The sequence below is a fragment of the Neptuniibacter sp. SY11_33 genome (assembly GCF_047778025.1).
In the GTDB taxonomy this organism is placed as follows: Bacteria; Pseudomonadota; Gammaproteobacteria; order Pseudomonadales; family Balneatricaceae; genus Neptuniibacter.
Window position 1 is genome coordinate 1133886 of sequence record NZ_CP180543.1, and the last position, 15413, is coordinate 1149298.

The window sequence follows — 15413 nt, forward strand, 5'->3', positions numbered from 1 at the left end:
AAGCTCTTGATTTAACGTGAGAGCTTTGAACTTAACAATAACGAAAATTATACAATTTCTGATCTAGGGATAGATGTGATGGAATGGATTCTGGCGTTGATTGCCGCCGTCATTGTGGGCCTGTATTTTAACAAGCTTCGCAAAACTAAACGTGAACTCAAGAGTAAGGCAGATAAGCGCTACAGAGCAGTATCTATTGAGTCTGGCTTGTACCCTTGTGCAGCCGTTGATCAATTAGATGATCGGCGTTTCTTTCCTGATAAAGCCCCTATGATTCCTCTGCCGGGGTGCAGTGCTTCAAAAAACTGTGAATGCCGCTATCGTCACCATGATGACCGCCGAGATCCCGAAAACGAAAGACGGATTGATAACATTATTACGGCGCAAAAGATTGGCGAACAGCTAGGCGGTAAATTTTCAGGCCGAGAACGACGTATATTTCATAAAGGTCGTCGTTGGCAAGAACGCCAAGCCACTCAAATCTGATAGCACTTTCTTATACCCACTTATTATCCAGCTTTGTTAAATAGAGCTATGAAAGGCTATGATATCTTTCATATTTGATAGAGGGTGAATGAGGTCGGATGAACAAGGTTTATATAAGCGCTCAACAATTACTGGAAGATTCTACCCAGATGGCGCTGCAAATTTTTGAAAGTGGTTTTCGCCCCGATTACATCGTTGGTGTTTGGCGAGGCGGAGCACCTGTTGGTATCTCAGTACAGGAAGTACTAGCGTGTCTTGGAGTACAGTCCGACCATATTGCGATACGAACCTCATCTTATTCAGGTATAGGTGAGCGCAGCCGACAGATCAAAGTACATGGCTTAACCTACCTTATCAAGCGATTAGAATCTGAAGATTCTCTGCTTATCGTGGATGATGTGCATGATTCAGGTCTAAGCATTGCGCAAACGGTAAAGCAGCTCAAAGCGGCGTGTAAGAAAAACACGCCAGAGATCAAAATCGCGACTCCCTACTACAAACCTGAAAATAACCAAACAGATTCAGAACCTGATTTTTACGTGCATAAAAGTCAGGATTGGTTAGTGTTCCCCCATGAACTCGAAGGTTTGACTCAAACTGAAATTTTACAGAATAAGCCCGAATTTTCGGCTATCGCCTCCAAGATGGCTGAGTTAGGACGTTTTTAAGAGTCTGAATGCTATTAACGATTAACATGGAACCCTTATGAAAGTATCGGAAAGAGATGGTAAGAAGCGTTGCTTTGGCAATAAGCCTGGGCAAGAGTTTTATGCCGATTATCATGATAATGAATGGGGTATTCCAGAATATGATGATCAAAAACTCTTTGAAATGTTGATCCTCGAAGGTGCTCAGGCGGGTCTAAGTTGGGAAACGGTCTTGCGTAAAAGGGAAGGCTACCGTAAAGCCTTTTATAACTTTGATGTCGAAAAAGTTATGTGCATGACTGACGCGGAGTTAGAAGCGCTTCGTGAAAACCCAGAGATTATCCGTAATAAACTTAAGATCTATTCAGCGCGTAAGAACGCATTAGCTTTCCGTGCAATACAAAAAGAGTTTGGCTCGTTCTCCAGCTATCTATGGGCTTATGTCGATAACGTGCAGATTGTTAATCACTGGCAGAAGTTCGAAGAGGTGCCTGTGGCCACTAAGGTCAGTGATGCACTTTCCAAAGATCTTAAAAAACGCGGTATGTCGTTTGTAGGCTCTACAATCATCTATGCTTACATGCAAGCTGCCGGTTTAGTTGACGATCATTTGGCTGATTGTTGGTGTCGAACGGATCGATAATAATTTAGCTCATAGACAAGTGAAGAGGTACAATGCTGCGCTTCACTGCTTATGGACGTTTAAATGTCGGATCTTATTTCCCTGTTAAAGCATGCTGACTTAGCTCGTACTGAATTGTTATCTGCTTTGCATGCTGAAAATACCAACTGTTACCGCCTTTTTCATGGTACTAATGAGGGTGCATCCGGTTTAACTATTGATCGTTACGGTCCGCAGCTTCTAATTCAAACTTTTCATGAAAATTTATCTACAGAGCAAGTAGATATGATCAGCGATCATTACGCGTCTCAATTTGAAATAGAAGAGCTGGTGTATAACGATCGCAGCGCACGTAACTCGCGCCGTGAAGATGAGCATAACAAGCGCGGATTAGAACTCGTTGGCCAGGAACTGGGTATTAACTACCGCGTTAGGGGCAAGCATGCGGGGCAAGATCCGCTGCTGTTTCTAGATATGCGTGTAGGTCGTCGTTACGTTCAAGAACATGCCCAAGATAAATCAGTTCTGAACTTATTCTCCTATACCTGCGGTGTCGGCGTTTGTGCGGCGGCAGCGGGCGCATCTAACGTGGTGAATGTCGATTTCGCCGAGCGAAATCTAGATGTAGGTAGAGAGAATGCCGAGCTTAATCAGCTCTCTGAAGATCGTATTGAGTTTATTCAAAGTGATTTCTTTACCGCAGCGAAACAGTTTGCAGGCATGCCAATCAAGCAGCGTGTAAAGAGAGGACAGAAGCCTCGTCAATACCTTAAGCTGGATGAGCAACAATTTGATCTGGTTTACTTAGATCCACCACGTTGGGCGAAAAGCCCTTTCGGTACGGTAGATCTGATTCGTGATTATCAAAGCGTTTTAAAACCATCCATTCTATCCACGAAACCTGGTGGAACCTTGGTGTGCACTAACAACGTTGCTAAAGTAGAGATGGATGAGTGGCTCGATCTGGTTAAGCGCTGTGCTAATAAAGCGGGGCAGCCTGTGGTGGATTACGAACTGCTCAAACCTGAAATTGATTTCCCTTCCGTTGATGGCCAGCATCCACTAAAAATAGCGGTACTGCATTTTTAAGGTTGCCAGCGAAAATCCTTCAGCCTGATCTTACCGTTGATCAGGCTAATCCCTTCACTTTTTAATCGTTCTGTTTGACGACAGTATGCTTCACTATCTTGCGGGAAAGATATTTTACCTTGCGCATTAATCACTCGATGCCAAGGTAACTGCGTATCTTTAGGCAATTGACTTAGTGTTCTACCCACCGCACGAGCCATATTTGTTAACCCCGCCAGCTCTGCAACCTGACCATAGGTAGCTACTTTTCCTTCTGGAATCATGGCAACGATCTGCCAGATCTTCTCTTGATAACTTGGGTTGTTTGAGGTGTCATTCATAGTGGTGAAAATAACCTTATAATCGAGGGGATGATAGTACCTGAGTAAAATGCTAGGGTAATGAAAAGTCTACACCAAGAGTTAAGGGATACTATCATCATGGCTTCGCTTGAAAACCTCAACTTTGATAACAGCTACTTGCGGTTGCCGAATCTGTTTTATCAACAGATAGAGCCAACTCCCTTACGTGATCCCTTTTTAATTTCATTTAACCCTGATATTGCGACGTTGCTGGATTTAGATACTAGTAGTATCAAGCCCGCTGATCTGGCTAAATATTTCAGTGGTCAAGCGCTATTACCAGGCAGTCAGCCCCTCGCCATGAAATATACGGGACATCAGTTTGGAGTTTATAACCCTGAATTGGGTGATGGCCGTGGTCTACTATTGGGGGAAGTTGTAAACAGTAGAAACGAGCGCTGGAATCTTCATCTTAAAGGCTCAGGTAAAACGGCATTTTCTCGTTTTGGTGACGGCCGAGCTGTTCTGCGTTCCAGCGTCCGTGAGTATTTGATGAGTGAAGCTATGTCTGGTCTTGGCATTCCAACCACTCGCGCGTTTGCGTTGGTCGGCAGTGAAGAGCAAGCGATGCGTGATGGCATGATGGAACCCTGTGCAGCTCTTTTGCGTATAACACAATGTCATGTGCGATTTGGCCACTTTGAATATCTCTATTACTCCCGGCAGCATGATGAACTAAAAGTCCTAGCTGATTACTGTTTAGATCGATTCTACCCACAGTTTAAAGAGGCCGATAAGCCTTATCAGGCGATGTATGAAGAGGTGATGCAACGTAGCGCTGAATTAGTCGCAAAATGGCAAGCTTATGGTTTTGTTCACGCTGTCTTGAATACTGACAATATGTCAATGTTAGGTGAAACTTTCGATTATGGGCCGTTTAGCTTCTTGGATACCTATAAACCGAAGCTCGTGAGCAATCATAATGATCACAAAGGCCGCTACGCTTTTGAGCGTCAGCCAGAAATTGTGCAGTGGAATTTGTCCTGCCTAGGTCAGGCCTTATTAACATTGATTGATAAGGATGAAGTGATCGCGTTATTAGATAGCTATCCCGAGCGATATAAAAAAGCAGAGCTTACTGAATTTAGACGTCGTTTAGGTTTACAGACAGAGGAGCAGGGTGACGTTGAACTTGTGCGAGAATTGTTGCAGCTATTTGTGCAACAAAATGTCGATATGAATCGATTCTTCCGCACCCTCTCTAATTTTGATGGTAGTGATGAAAAGATTGCTGATTTGATGAAGCTGATCAGCTATCCATCAGCTTTAACTCCTTGGCTATTGAAGTACGAGCAGCGTTTAGAAAATGAGCCTGCGAGCCAACCGATACGGAAAGCGCAAATGCGCTCGGTTAATCCTCAATTTATTCTACGAAACTATATGGCCGAAGAGGCGATTCGATCTGCGACTGAGGGGGACTTTTCTTTGGTAAATGATCTGATGGCCTTACTAAAAAATCCGATGCAGGATAATGTAGCTTTTGAGCGTTATGCTGAAGCACCACCAGAATGGGCGGGTGGAATCTGCCTAACTTGTTCCTCTTAAAATTATTTTTAAATAGAGGTTGATTATCATGCATATGCATATATAATTAATCTCATGGATACTCAAGACAACATAAAGCCGCTAGAACAGCTCCCGTGCATTAACTTCAGTTTACGGAAGGCTGTCAGGGTTCTAAACCGAATCTATGATCAGTATTTAGCTGAAGCTGGTTTAACGGGTGGGCAGTTTAGTATCTTATTTGTTGTTCATGAACTAGATGTAGCTACAAATAAAAAGCTACAGAGTATTTTGGTTTTGGACCAGACAACCTTAACGAGAAATTTAAAACCATTGCTCAGAGAGGGTTACCTCTCATCTGTACCTAGTGTGACGGATAGACGTCAGAAAAACCTGAGTCTAACGCCCGAGGGAAAAGCTAAATTCCTTGAGGCAAGAGAGCAATGGTTTAAAGCACAACAGAAAATCTATAAGGAATTAGGGCCAGAGTTAAGCGAGCAGCTCATTTCTTTAAGTGATACCGTTGTGAAATTGGATTAATTTTTACGTATAAATACATGCATATGCATGGTGATTATTATGGAGCTTTTTACTTACCCTTTAACTTGTAACGCAATCAAGGTCAGCTTAATTTTGGCCGAATTACAGATTGAACCTGAGCTAAAACTGATCACTTTGAATAAAGGTGAGCAAAAGAGGCCGGAGTTTTTAAGTTTAAACCCGAATGGCACGATTCCCGTCTTAAAAGATCAGGGCACAGTGCTGTGGGAATCTAACGCGATTTTGTTTTATTTGGCTAAGGCATATAACTCGTCCTTGTCGGCGAGAAATTTCAAGCAGGAGGTTGAAGTGATGCGCTGGCTGAATTGGCAAGCGTCTGAATGGAGTGCTGCGAGTAACGGTTTTGCACATCATCGTGTGATGCTGCCTTTTTGGGGCTTAGCGTCAGATGAAGAGAGCTTGGTTGCACTGGATAGCACTTTTAAGAGATATGCAGAAATTTTAGATCAGCAGTTGTCTTGGCAGGATTTTCTAATTTCAGATGATATTAGCATCGCTGACATTTCTGTAGCCTCTACATTGATGTTCTGGAGAGAGGCCGAGATCCCTGTCGAAGGTTTCAGCAATCTACATGAGTGGCTGCAGCGTCTAGAAAATCAGCATTGGTGGCAGAAGACAAAACAAAACTTAAGTGATTTTTTGAGTTAAAAACATGTATATGCATTTATATTAATCAAACCCAAAGTAAAGAAAGGTGAGTTATGAAAACGTTAAATAAAAGTATGTTATTGGCTGTACTTCTAATTCCTGCAACACAGGTTTTTGCAGATCAACAAGAGGAGATGATCAATTATCTTCATAGTCCTGCAATGCGTACTGCTGATGTTCAGCATCAGGCTAATGCGGAAGGAAGTTTGGTAGCTGATCAATCTAAAGTAATGATCGCTGATTTAAATACACCGTATCTAAAAAGTGATGGAGCAAAAGCAGATAAAACTACCTTTGAGAGCAAACAGAAAAGAGAGGTGAACGATGCACAATTCACCATGATCCAGAGCTTGTTAACAACCCGTCTTTAAGAATTAGTGCAGCAACCCTAATTTACCCCTCTTCGCTAGGCAAAGAGGGGTAAAAACGACCTAAATATTACGATTCATTCATCTCTGTGCAATAAGATTGAAATGATTGAATTTAAGGGAAAAAATTCGTTGACCTTCCCATAGAAAGCTATATAGAATGAAGATCGCTTGAAAGTAAGCCGTATATTTATGTACACCATTTCGAAGTTCTATCAGTACCTCGTCCTGTTTTTCATAAGTAATCGCAGCACTTCCAGCACAATCCGCCTGTAAAAAGGCAAAAATTACTCTGAAAGATATAGGACTATAGATATGTCTACTACTGGTACAGTTAAATGGTTTAACGAAGAAAAAGGTTTTGGTTTCATCGAGCAGGAAAACGGCCCAGACGTTTTCGCTCACTTCTCTGCGATCCAAGGCGACGGTTTCAAAACTTTGACTGAAGGTCAGAAAGTTGAGTTCACTGTAACTCAAGGCCAGAAAGGTCCACAAGCTGAGAACATCACTAAGGTTTAATCCTTAACTGATATTCAGTTTGTAAAGAAGCAAGGCTAAGGCCTTGCTTTTTTTATGCCTGAAATTTACTCAGTTTGAATTATTACCGCTCGTTATGGTCCAATTTAAGCGGTAAATCGTATATTTATGAAAGCGCTCAGGAAAAGAAGTTGGTAGGTCTTCCTGCAATCTTCCTTGAGCTTGCCATATAAGAGCAGCAAATGCCCTTGGATGTAATGGAATAGGAGAAGGATCGCAGTCGATATTACAAGCGCTTAATTAGCGCCGGAGTATTGATTATGAAACTTATACTCGGAACCACTCTAGCATTTTCTTTGTTAATCCCCAGTCTCGCCTCAGCCCACACTCAGCAAGATGCCATGATTCATAATTTGCTTAATCCACAAGCAAGAACGCTTTTATGGGCTTATGTACTGCCTGAGAGAGATATAAATGCAGTTGCTCAAAGTGAAGTCTTTATCAGTGATTTGCTTAACCAATCTGGAAGCTCTACTCCAAAAATGATGACAGATATGGATTCCATAAATAGGCAGTTTGAAATGAACCCAACTGCTGCGGGAGAAATGATGTCAGATGAGGCAGAATCGACCTATATGATAGAGACGTTATACAACCCTACTTTATAAAGGTATGTATTCAAAAGCCCTAGCATATATGGATGTTATTACTAGGGCTTTGGCGCTGGTCGAGGTTACTGCATTCGATGGGGATCAAGCTGAAAGTCCGTGATCGCCTTGCCTAAAATTACGACTCTTCCGCTATAACGCTCTTCACCTGTTGAAGAAAACTCGAAATTGTATGAACGCCAGATACGGATCTGCCCCTTAGCATCGCGTTTAAGCCAAAAGCCTCTCAAGTTAATATTGTCATCAAGAAGTTGTAACTCAAGTTCCTTACACTGCCTGCGGGTATATTTAAGTGCGACCTCTTTAATCTTTTGCGATTGCCACCAGTGATACATCGCAAAGATGATTAAGGTTATCCAGAAGAGGGCTTCAATATCTATATACATCGATTTCTTGTTTCCAAGGATTTATGGGTTCCTTTGATTGTGACTTGTTTTACAATGAGTTGTTTCAGATTGCACGATTAATTTTCTACTCAGGATCGAATAGATGTCATCTATCTCCCAGTTTGTAATGGATAACTGGCTTAATCTTCTGGCACTTATATGGTTTTTGATCTGCTTCAAAGGCTATATGTATTACGCGCGTAAACGCAGTTATGAAACGCCTTGCCTTGCCAGTGTATTACATATGTATCGAAAAGAGTGGATGACACGCATGCTCACCCGAGATGTGCGAATCGCTGATACAACAGCGATTGCTAATCTAGAGCGCAGCGTATCCTTTTTTGCATCCACTACCATGCTGATACTTGCAGGTTTGATGACCATACTGGGTTCTACTCAACAAGCGATTGATGTTGTCGCGGATATCCCGTTTACCTTCCACGCGACCCGTGCTGAGTGGGAATTGAAGATCCTACTTTTGATCACGTTATTTGTTTACGCTTTCTTTAAATTTACCTGGAGTCTGCGTCAGTACGGATTTGTCTCCATAATGATTGGCGGTGCGCCGGGGCCTGAAGAACATATTTCTCAGCAGCAAGCGGATGCGCACTCTAATCGTATCGCTAAAATGACATCAATGGCCGCAAACAGTTTTAACCTTGGTCTGCGTACCTACTATTTCTGTTTGGCGATCTTGGGCTGGTTTATCAACCCATGGATCTTTATGGCGCTGACTGCAGGGGTTGTTGTGATTCTGTATCGACGTGAATTTAAATCGTCTACCCTCAAAACTTTGATGATGAGTGCAGGAGAATAAAAGTTAAAAACCTCCACCTTTACGCTTGAAAAGGTTTAGCACGTCCCAATATTCCAGTTAGTGGCGGAGAGCTTGCTCAGATTTAGCGAGTTCTCCACTACAGCTTTGTTGCATTAGGCCATTGCTGTAGTTTTAGAAATAACAGACATATTGGATAAGTGTTGATGACTACTGAAACGCGTACAGAAACTCACGGTTTCCAGACTGAAGTGAAGCAGCTGCTTCATTTGATGATTCACTCCTTGTATTCAAATAAAGATATTTTTCTGCGTGAGCTAATCTCTAACGCATCTGACGCTGCAGAAAAATTGCGTTTCGAAGCGCTTTCAAATGGCGCGCTTTATGAAAACGATGGTGATCTAAAGATCAACATCAGCTTTGATAAAGAAGCTAAGACCCTAACTATCGCGGACAATGGTATTGGTATGAGCCGCGATGATGTGATCGAACACCTAGGTACGATCGCTAAATCGGGTACTGCACAATTCCTATCTCAGTTAACGGGCGATCAGAACAAAGATAGCCAGTTGATCGGTCAGTTCGGTGTTGGTTTCTACTCCTCTTTCATCGTTGCTGACAAAGTAGAAGTTTTCACTCGTAAAGCTGGCTTGCCTACAGAGCAGGGTGTTCACTGGGTCTCTGAAGGTGAAGGCGAATTCACTATTGGTGAAGTCGAAAAAGCGGGCCGTGGTACTAGCATCGTACTTCATCTGAAAGAAGGCGAGGAAAGCTTTGCAGATGGTTTTGCACTTCGCGGTTTAGTACGTAAGTACTCTGACCATATCTCTATCCCTGTAATCATGCAGAAAGAGGCGATGCCTAACTTCGGTGAAGAGGGTGAAGAGCAAGAAGCTGCTGCTGAAGAGCCAGAAGATGAAACAGTAAACAGCGCAACAGCGCTGTGGACACGCAACAAATCAGAGATCTCTGAAGAAGAGTATCAAGAGTTCTACAAGCACATCTCTCACGACTTTGGCAATCCATTAACTTGGGCGCACAACCGCGTTGAAGGAAACATGGAATACACCAGCCTATTGTTCGTGCCAGAGCGTGCACCATACGATCTATGGAACCGTGAAGCGCCAAAAGGCCTTAAGCTATACGTGCAACGTGTATTTATCATGGATCAGGCAGATGAGTTCTTGCCTCTATACCTGCGATTCATGAAAGGTGTGGTCGACACTAAAGACCTATCCCTAAACGTATCTCGTGAGATTCTTCAGAAAGATGCCAATGTGGATAAGCTACGCAGTGCACTAACTAAACGTGTACTGGATATGCTAATCAAACTGGGCAAGAACAATGAAGAAAAATACGCAGCGTTCTGGAAAGAGTTTGGTCAGGTTCTAAAAGAAGGTCCAGCGGAAGACTACGGTAACCGTGAGAAGATCCTTAAGCTGATGCGCTTCTCTTCTACTCATGCTGACAGTGAAGAGCAGAATGTATCTCTGGATCAATATATCGAGCGTATGCAGGAAGGTCAGGACAAGATCTACTACGTTGTTGCTGATAACTACAACACGGCGAAAAACAGCCCGCACTTGGAGATCTTCCGTAAGAAAGGTATCGAAGTGCTGCTGATGACTGATCGTATCGATGACTGGATGATGAGCCAGCTTCAAAACTACGATGAGAAAGCCTTCCAAGACGTCACTAAAGGTCAGCTAGATCTAGAAGAGACAGCAACAGAAGAAGAGAAGAAAGAGCAGGAAGAAGCGGCTAAAGAACTAGAAGGCCTAGTTGATCGTTTGAAAACTAGCTTAGGTGAAAAAGTTGCCGATGTTCGCATCACCAACCGTCTAACTGATTCTCCAGCATGTCTTGTTCTAGGTGAGCAGGATATGGGTCTTCAGATGCGCCAGATTATGGAAGCAGCAGGTCAGGCAGTGCCAGATACTAAGCCTACCTTTGAGGTAAACCCTGAGCATCCACTGATCGAAAAATTGGATAAAGAAGCAGACGAAGATCGCTTTGGTGATCTGGCTTCTGTTCTCTTCGATCAAGCAGGCCTAGCCGCTGGTGCACAACTAGATGACCCAGCAAGCTACGTTGCGCGTTTGAACAAACTACTACTTGAGCTAAGTGCTTAATCAAGTAGTTCGGTTGTAAAAAAGCGGCTCTATATGAGCCGCTTTTTTGTGGGTGTTAGTTTGTCCCGAGTTAGATTTACGATTATGGACTGATCAAAAGCTCAAGTATGTCATGGACATCCATATCGTGAAGTTGGGCAATTTCATGTAGTGATTGCTCAGGTTTCAACTCAGTTACCCCGATAGTTTTTAGTCTGACTAAAAATTCTTCTTGGCTCATATCGAGTATAGGAAGAAGGGTAGAGATCTCTATATTGGTTAGAAGCTTGAAGGATGCTTCTGCTGCATACAGATCATTAAAAGAAACAGCATAGAGTGAGATCCCGCTTAAAACTGAAACTAGGATAATGAGCAGAGGCGTACTGGTAAAATACTTTATAAAAGGCCGCTTATTGGCATAAATATGTAATGAGCTAGCGACTACGAAGAAAAGACTCATCCATTCGTGAGTGGCGCGAATACCGCCCGAGGAAAGCTCGAAAAATATAAGTACGCCAGTGATTGATGCAATAAAGAATGAGCCGATTGTCAAAGGCGTGTGGATTTGTCTGGAATGCATAGCCTAAGACTCGGCTTCATTGATGTGAACAATGTAACCAAAAATATCGTTTATTTGTTCTACTGTCAGAGCCCCTCTAAATGCCGGCATAACCCCGTCTTGGCTTATATCTCCATCCAAAACTGAATTAATTAATTCAGCTTTAAAACTGAATGGGTCAGTCAATTCCTGATAGATATTATCGGGCTTGATAGCTATCGCTTTCGACATGATTCCATCCCCCAGCCCCTTTTCACCATGGCACGCAGCGCAATTCATATTGAAGGCTAGCTCGCCTTTAGAGATGTTCGGTGGGCCATATAAAGAATCGCTGAAATCTTTCATGTAATAGAATTCAGCAAAAGCTAGGCCTGTAAGTCCTATTAGCATTAACAGCTCTTTTTTTGTCATGAGTTTCAACGCCCTGAAAGAAATAGTTCTATGTTTGGATGACGCCATATACTGGCAATGAGGGTATGGTAAATAATGAAACTTAGGAGAGACTTAGGGCGTTAAATATAAGTGAAATAGCTTATATTCTTTTGCTGCTGGGCAGGATTAGGCGGCTAGGTAGCCTAAGATAAAGGCTGCTGATAACGGAATCGCATACCGCCTTGATCAAGGTTTTCCAGAAATAAGCTTCCTCTGTTTTTTCGCGAAATTTCTTCGCAGATTGCCAGGCCTAGACCGTTACTTTTATTGGCATGGGACCGACCGCGATGGAATGGCTCAAAAACATGTTTCATGGTTTCGGAATCAATACCTGGACCATTATCCTCAACAATAAATACAAGCTGGTTATCTTCTTTAAACAATGAAACATTGATTGTTTTCCCTTCTGGAGAATACTCTATGGCATTGCTTATGGCGTTTTGAAAAATATGCCATAAGTGGTTATCCCTATTTGTAATCTGTATAGCTTCTATTCTTTCTACCCCAAGATCCTGCTCTTTTCGATCAGCTATGGGGTGCAAGCTGATAACGACATCTTGCAGTAACTCGTTCGCTGAAATGACCTCTTCTCGTGTTGGTGTATCAGCTTGTAATCGGGCTAAGTTCAGCAATTGCTCGACCAGAGACTGTAAGCGGTTTAATCCAGAACGTAAGTTAGAGACATCGGCTTGTTTATTATTTTGTAAATTTTCAGCTTGAATGCTTAACCCAGTGACAGGTGTTCTCAATTCATGCGCAGCATCAGCAATAAAGCGTTGTTGGCGTTTGATCCCTTGTTCAACTCTCACCATTAAGCGGTTAATAGCATGAATAAAGGGTGTTATTTCTTCTGGCACATTATCTATATGTAAACGGGTGAGATCATCACTGTCCCGTTTGTTCACATCTGCGGCTAACTGATTAATTGGCCGTAACAGTCGTTTTATGATGATTTGAAGGCCAATTAACAAAGATAGAGATAACAATAACATGGGTAGAGCAGAGGCGAGGGCGCTGCTTAACGCCAGTTTTTCACGGATATCTGTCTCTTGGGCAATCGCGTACAGCTGATCTTTATGTTGCACGACTAAAATGCGCCATGTGGCCTCATTGATATCTACATAGCCAAGGCCTGTTTCTAGATCGGTTGGAAATCGTAATGGCTGGGTAACAGATAAGGATTGAACGACGATAGACTCATCATCTAAATCATATCTTAGTGATTTTGTGTTAATTGAATTACCCGCTTGTAGCCAAGTGGCGATTTGCTCCAATAGGTCATCTTGGAGCTCTTTGGCTTGGATATATGCGGCAGCAAAAGATATTAAAGAGCCGACGACACAAAAGGTGGCGACTAAAATTAGTAACCATTTTCTAAGGTCTCGTTGTAAGGATGCGTGTTCTAAGGCTGAATGTTTCAAGGCTGCACCATCCAACCAAGTCCTCGAATATTCTTAATGCTATCTTTGCCCAGTTTTTTACGCAGACCATGAATGATGAACTCAATTGCGTTGCTAGCGATATCATCATTCAAACCATAAACTTTTGATTCCAATTGTTCGCGGTTAAACGTTTGTCCTGCTCGCATCATTAACGTTTCTAGCAAAGCGAATTCTCGGGCAGACAGTTGGTGTGTTTTGCTTTCAACGATGACGGTAGCGTTCTTCACATCTAACTTCATGCTTGAGGTTTCAAGTTCTGGAGTACCAGCTCCTTGGTTTCGGCGGCTAATCGCTCGCAAACGTGCTTGTAATTCAGCTATAGAGAAGGGCTTGATCAGATAATCGTCTGCACCTAGGTCCAGTCCATTAATTCTATCGTCGACCCCATCTCGGGCAGTAATGACAATAACTGGGATACCTAAACCCGCTTGACGGATTTGGCGTAAAATTTCGAAACCACCTATATCAGGTAATCCTAGGTCAAGTAGCAAGGCGTCATAGTCACCAGATTTGAGTAAGTCCAAAGCGCCCGCACCTTGTTGAATCCATTCAATATTTTGATTGGACTCTGACATGGCTTGGGAAACACCATGTCCAATCAGCGGGTCATCTTCAATCAGCAGTAATTTCATCTGTTAACCATTTCGTCTCTTTAATCTAGAGCTATGCTTCCTTACTTATTTTAGAAAGCATTGATCTCAGGATAACTGGATATGTCTTAAACCAACAAACTTATTGCTTATTAAAGCTTAATTACCTAAAACCACCGCGCATTAGGCGGTGGTGCTATTTAGATTATCTCTGTAATGCTAGCTACGCATCTTTATCTGCTTCACGCTGGTTGGACATGAAAGCATCAAATTCTTGTTGATCTTCACGGCGCTTTGCATCTGCTTTAAATGCTCGGAAAGCATCTTCGCGTCTATTTATCTTTTCTTTCATTCTTCTAATGCTTTCATATTGGGTTTGTTGGAATTCATTGAATACACAGTTGTTAGTGTCTTTGTTTTCAATCGTCGAACGAAAGCTTAAAAGGTGCTGCCATTTCTTACGAGTCCAACTAGGCAACTCCTGAATAGGATTACCTAATATTGTCCATAGCAAAATTGCTAGCCCTAAGATGGGAAAGACAATAAACCCGAGAACCATGGCTGTTATATTTGCCCAACTCCAGTGACCTTTGCCTTCATCTAGTTTTATATTGGTCTCGACATGAGGTTCAGAAGCACCCTCTGCAGCGGAATAATTTGTCGATGACATGACATTTTCCTCTCTATGTTCAATTAGAATTTTTATGCTTGGGGCCAAGCTCTGAACATAGAGTAATAAATGAAACTTAGTTAAAACTTAGCAGGGATGAGTTAGCTGATTTGTAATCATTACTGTGGGTTATCGGGAATTTTAGATTTGTAGAGATGTATCTCGTTTACATATGGCGTTGATCGTTGGATTACTTGAGCTGCTTCTGCGCGTAATTCCGTAGAGGTCATCAGTTACCTCAGTAATTTCAGCAATACACTCAACGCCATATTGGCGGCAGACTTCTTCAGCTATGACTGTTGGAGCAGCAAAGACTCCATGCCCTTTAGACCCGAAAACTTTTATTAACGCACTGTCATCAATTTGAGCTTTTACATAAGGTCTTATTTGGTGTTCTTCAAACCACTGTATCAGTTGGGCAAACCAGGGGGCATTAATTGCATTGGATAAGAAGGTTTCTTTATCCATACTGATGGGGAAGTTCTTGCGTAGCTCGGCTGCTTTTTTAGGCTCTGCAAACAATGATACGGTCGATGAATCGAGCTTATAGATGAACAGATTGGAATCGGAATTGTATTCTGGGAGTTCGTCAGTCAGCAACAGATCGATTTTCTTCTGGCTTAACAGTATTAGCAGTTGAGAGGGGATTCCGGTTGTACTATTCAGCGTCACTTCCTGATCAATCTCAAAAACAGGTTCGATCAGGTGATAGGCGATGAGTTTATGGATCGAAGATGAGATGCCAACGTTTAAGTTTGTAGGGCGGTTTTGTGGCTTTTCTTCCAGAAAACGGTCTAGCTCCTCTGCAATGCTAAACATTTGATCGGCGTATCGAGCTACTTGCTTGCCTAAAGGTGTAATCAGTAAGTTTCGGCCCTTACGCGTGAACAACAGACCGCCAATGGACTCTTCGAGAGAAGAAATCTGGCTGCTGATCGTTTGCGGCGTTAAATCTGCAATCTCACTGGCTTTGGCAATCGAGCCTTCCTTAGCGACCAGCCAAAAGAAATAAAGATGACGAAGGTTATACTTACTCAT

20 protein-coding genes are annotated in these 15413 nt (G+C 42.5%); 12 read left to right on the forward strand and 8 right to left on the reverse strand.

Annotated elements, in window-relative coordinates; translation table 11 throughout:
• Positions 1-78: 78 nt before the first annotated feature.
• The 4 genes from ACMXYV_RS05120 (at position 79) to ACMXYV_RS05135 (ending at position 2844) form a co-directional block, all read left to right on the forward strand.
• Positions 79-486: a hypothetical protein gene (locus tag ACMXYV_RS05120; protein ID WP_415890695.1), complete on the forward strand. Its 408-nt coding sequence runs from the start codon at positions 79-81 to the stop codon at positions 484-486.
• A gap of 98 nt (positions 487-584) precedes the next feature.
• Positions 585-1154, forward strand: a complete 570-nt coding sequence (locus tag ACMXYV_RS05125; protein ID WP_415890696.1) for a phosphoribosyltransferase — start codon at positions 585-587, stop codon at positions 1152-1154.
• A gap of 37 nt (positions 1155-1191) precedes the next feature.
• The gene (locus ACMXYV_RS05130; RefSeq protein ID WP_415890697.1) at positions 1192-1776 is read left to right on the forward strand and encodes a DNA-3-methyladenine glycosylase I; all 585 of its coding nucleotides are present in this window, start codon (positions 1192-1194) and stop codon (positions 1774-1776) included.
• Between the two features lie 63 nt (positions 1777-1839).
• On the forward strand, positions 1840-2844 hold the full coding sequence (locus ACMXYV_RS05135) for a class I SAM-dependent methyltransferase (RefSeq protein ID WP_415890698.1): 1005 nt from the start codon (positions 1840-1842) through the stop codon (positions 2842-2844).
• Here ACMXYV_RS05135 and ACMXYV_RS05140 read toward each other — a convergent pair.
• Entirely contained in the window at positions 2841-3164 is a 324-nt protein-coding gene (locus ACMXYV_RS05140; RefSeq protein ID WP_415890699.1) for an MGMT family protein, read from the reverse strand. The two genes, ACMXYV_RS05135 and ACMXYV_RS05140, sit on opposite strands and share 4 nt — an antisense overlap.
• Before the next feature lie 60 nt (positions 3165-3224).
• Between ACMXYV_RS05140 and ACMXYV_RS05145 the strand changes: the two genes are divergently transcribed.
• The 6 genes from ACMXYV_RS05145 to ACMXYV_RS05170 all read left to right on the forward strand — a co-directional run bounded on the left by ACMXYV_RS05145 (position 3225) and on the right by ACMXYV_RS05170 (position 7410).
• Positions 3225-4730, forward strand: a complete 1506-nt coding sequence (locus ACMXYV_RS05145; RefSeq protein WP_415890700.1) for a protein adenylyltransferase SelO — start codon at positions 3225-3227, stop codon at positions 4728-4730.
• Positions 4731-4784: 54 nt separating this feature from the next.
• Positions 4785-5228: a MarR family winged helix-turn-helix transcriptional regulator gene (locus ACMXYV_RS05150; protein WP_415890701.1), complete on the forward strand. Its 444-nt coding sequence runs from the start codon at positions 4785-4787 to the stop codon at positions 5226-5228.
• Between the two features lie 39 nt (positions 5229-5267).
• Positions 5268-5897, forward strand: a complete 630-nt coding sequence (locus ACMXYV_RS05155; protein WP_415890702.1) for a glutathione S-transferase family protein — start codon at positions 5268-5270, stop codon at positions 5895-5897.
• A gap of 53 nt (positions 5898-5950) precedes the next feature.
• The gene (locus tag ACMXYV_RS05160) at positions 5951-6268 is read left to right on the forward strand and encodes a hypothetical protein (protein ID WP_415890703.1); all 318 of its coding nucleotides are present in this window, start codon (positions 5951-5953) and stop codon (positions 6266-6268) included.
• Positions 6269-6580: 312 nt separating this feature from the next.
• A complete protein-coding gene (locus ACMXYV_RS05165) occupies positions 6581-6784 on the forward strand; it encodes a cold-shock protein (protein WP_292950220.1) in 204 nt (67 codons plus the stop codon).
• Positions 6785-7062: 278 nt separating this feature from the next.
• Positions 7063-7410 (forward strand): hypothetical protein, encoded by a 348-nt coding sequence (locus ACMXYV_RS05170; RefSeq protein WP_415890704.1) that lies wholly within the window; start codon positions 7063-7065, stop codon positions 7408-7410.
• A 65-nt stretch (positions 7411-7475) separates the two neighbouring features.
• On the opposite strand, the gene ACMXYV_RS05175 is transcribed toward ACMXYV_RS05170, so the two are convergent.
• Positions 7476-7796: a DUF3301 domain-containing protein gene (locus ACMXYV_RS05175; protein WP_415890705.1), complete on the reverse strand. Its 321-nt coding sequence runs from the start codon at positions 7794-7796 to the stop codon at positions 7476-7478.
• A 103-nt stretch (positions 7797-7899) separates the two neighbouring features.
• On the opposite strand from ACMXYV_RS05175, the gene ACMXYV_RS05180 reads away from it, so the two are divergent.
• Together ACMXYV_RS05180 and htpG are read left to right on the forward strand one after the other, a co-directional pair.
• Positions 7900-8613 (forward strand): DUF599 domain-containing protein, encoded by a 714-nt coding sequence (locus ACMXYV_RS05180; protein ID WP_415890706.1) that lies wholly within the window; start codon positions 7900-7902, stop codon positions 8611-8613.
• Positions 8614-8777: 164 nt separating this feature from the next.
• The gene (htpG, locus tag ACMXYV_RS05185; protein ID WP_415890707.1) at positions 8778-10703 is read left to right on the forward strand and encodes a molecular chaperone HtpG; all 1926 of its coding nucleotides are present in this window, start codon (positions 8778-8780) and stop codon (positions 10701-10703) included.
• 82 nt (positions 10704-10785) lie between these two features.
• On the opposite strand, the gene ACMXYV_RS05190 is transcribed toward htpG, so the two are convergent.
• From ACMXYV_RS05190 to ACMXYV_RS05215, 6 genes are all read right to left on the reverse strand, one after another.
• The gene (locus ACMXYV_RS05190) at positions 10786-11262 is read right to left on the reverse strand and encodes a DUF4405 domain-containing protein (protein WP_415890708.1); all 477 of its coding nucleotides are present in this window, start codon (positions 11260-11262) and stop codon (positions 10786-10788) included.
• A 3-nt stretch (positions 11263-11265) separates the two neighbouring features.
• Positions 11266-11631 carry a c-type cytochrome gene (locus ACMXYV_RS05195; RefSeq protein WP_415890709.1) on the reverse strand — a complete coding sequence of 122 codons (366 nt, stop codon included), beginning with the start codon at positions 11629-11631 and terminating at the stop codon, positions 11266-11268.
• Positions 11632-11816: 185 nt separating this feature from the next.
• Positions 11817-13094 carry a sensor histidine kinase gene (locus ACMXYV_RS05200; protein WP_415890710.1) on the reverse strand — a complete coding sequence of 426 codons (1278 nt, stop codon included), beginning with the start codon at positions 13092-13094 and terminating at the stop codon, positions 11817-11819.
• Positions 13091-13747, reverse strand: coding sequence for a response regulator (locus tag ACMXYV_RS05205; protein ID WP_415890711.1), 657 nt, complete (start codon positions 13745-13747; stop codon positions 13091-13093). The genes ACMXYV_RS05200 and ACMXYV_RS05205 overlap by 4 nt, the downstream gene beginning before the upstream one ends.
• Positions 13748-13928: 181 nt before the next feature.
• Entirely contained in the window at positions 13929-14375 is a 447-nt protein-coding gene (locus ACMXYV_RS05210; RefSeq protein ID WP_415890712.1) for a DUF2852 domain-containing protein, read from the reverse strand.
• Between the two features lie 141 nt (positions 14376-14516).
• A complete protein-coding gene (locus tag ACMXYV_RS05215) occupies positions 14517-15413 on the reverse strand; it encodes a LysR family transcriptional regulator (protein ID WP_415890713.1) in 897 nt (298 codons plus the stop codon).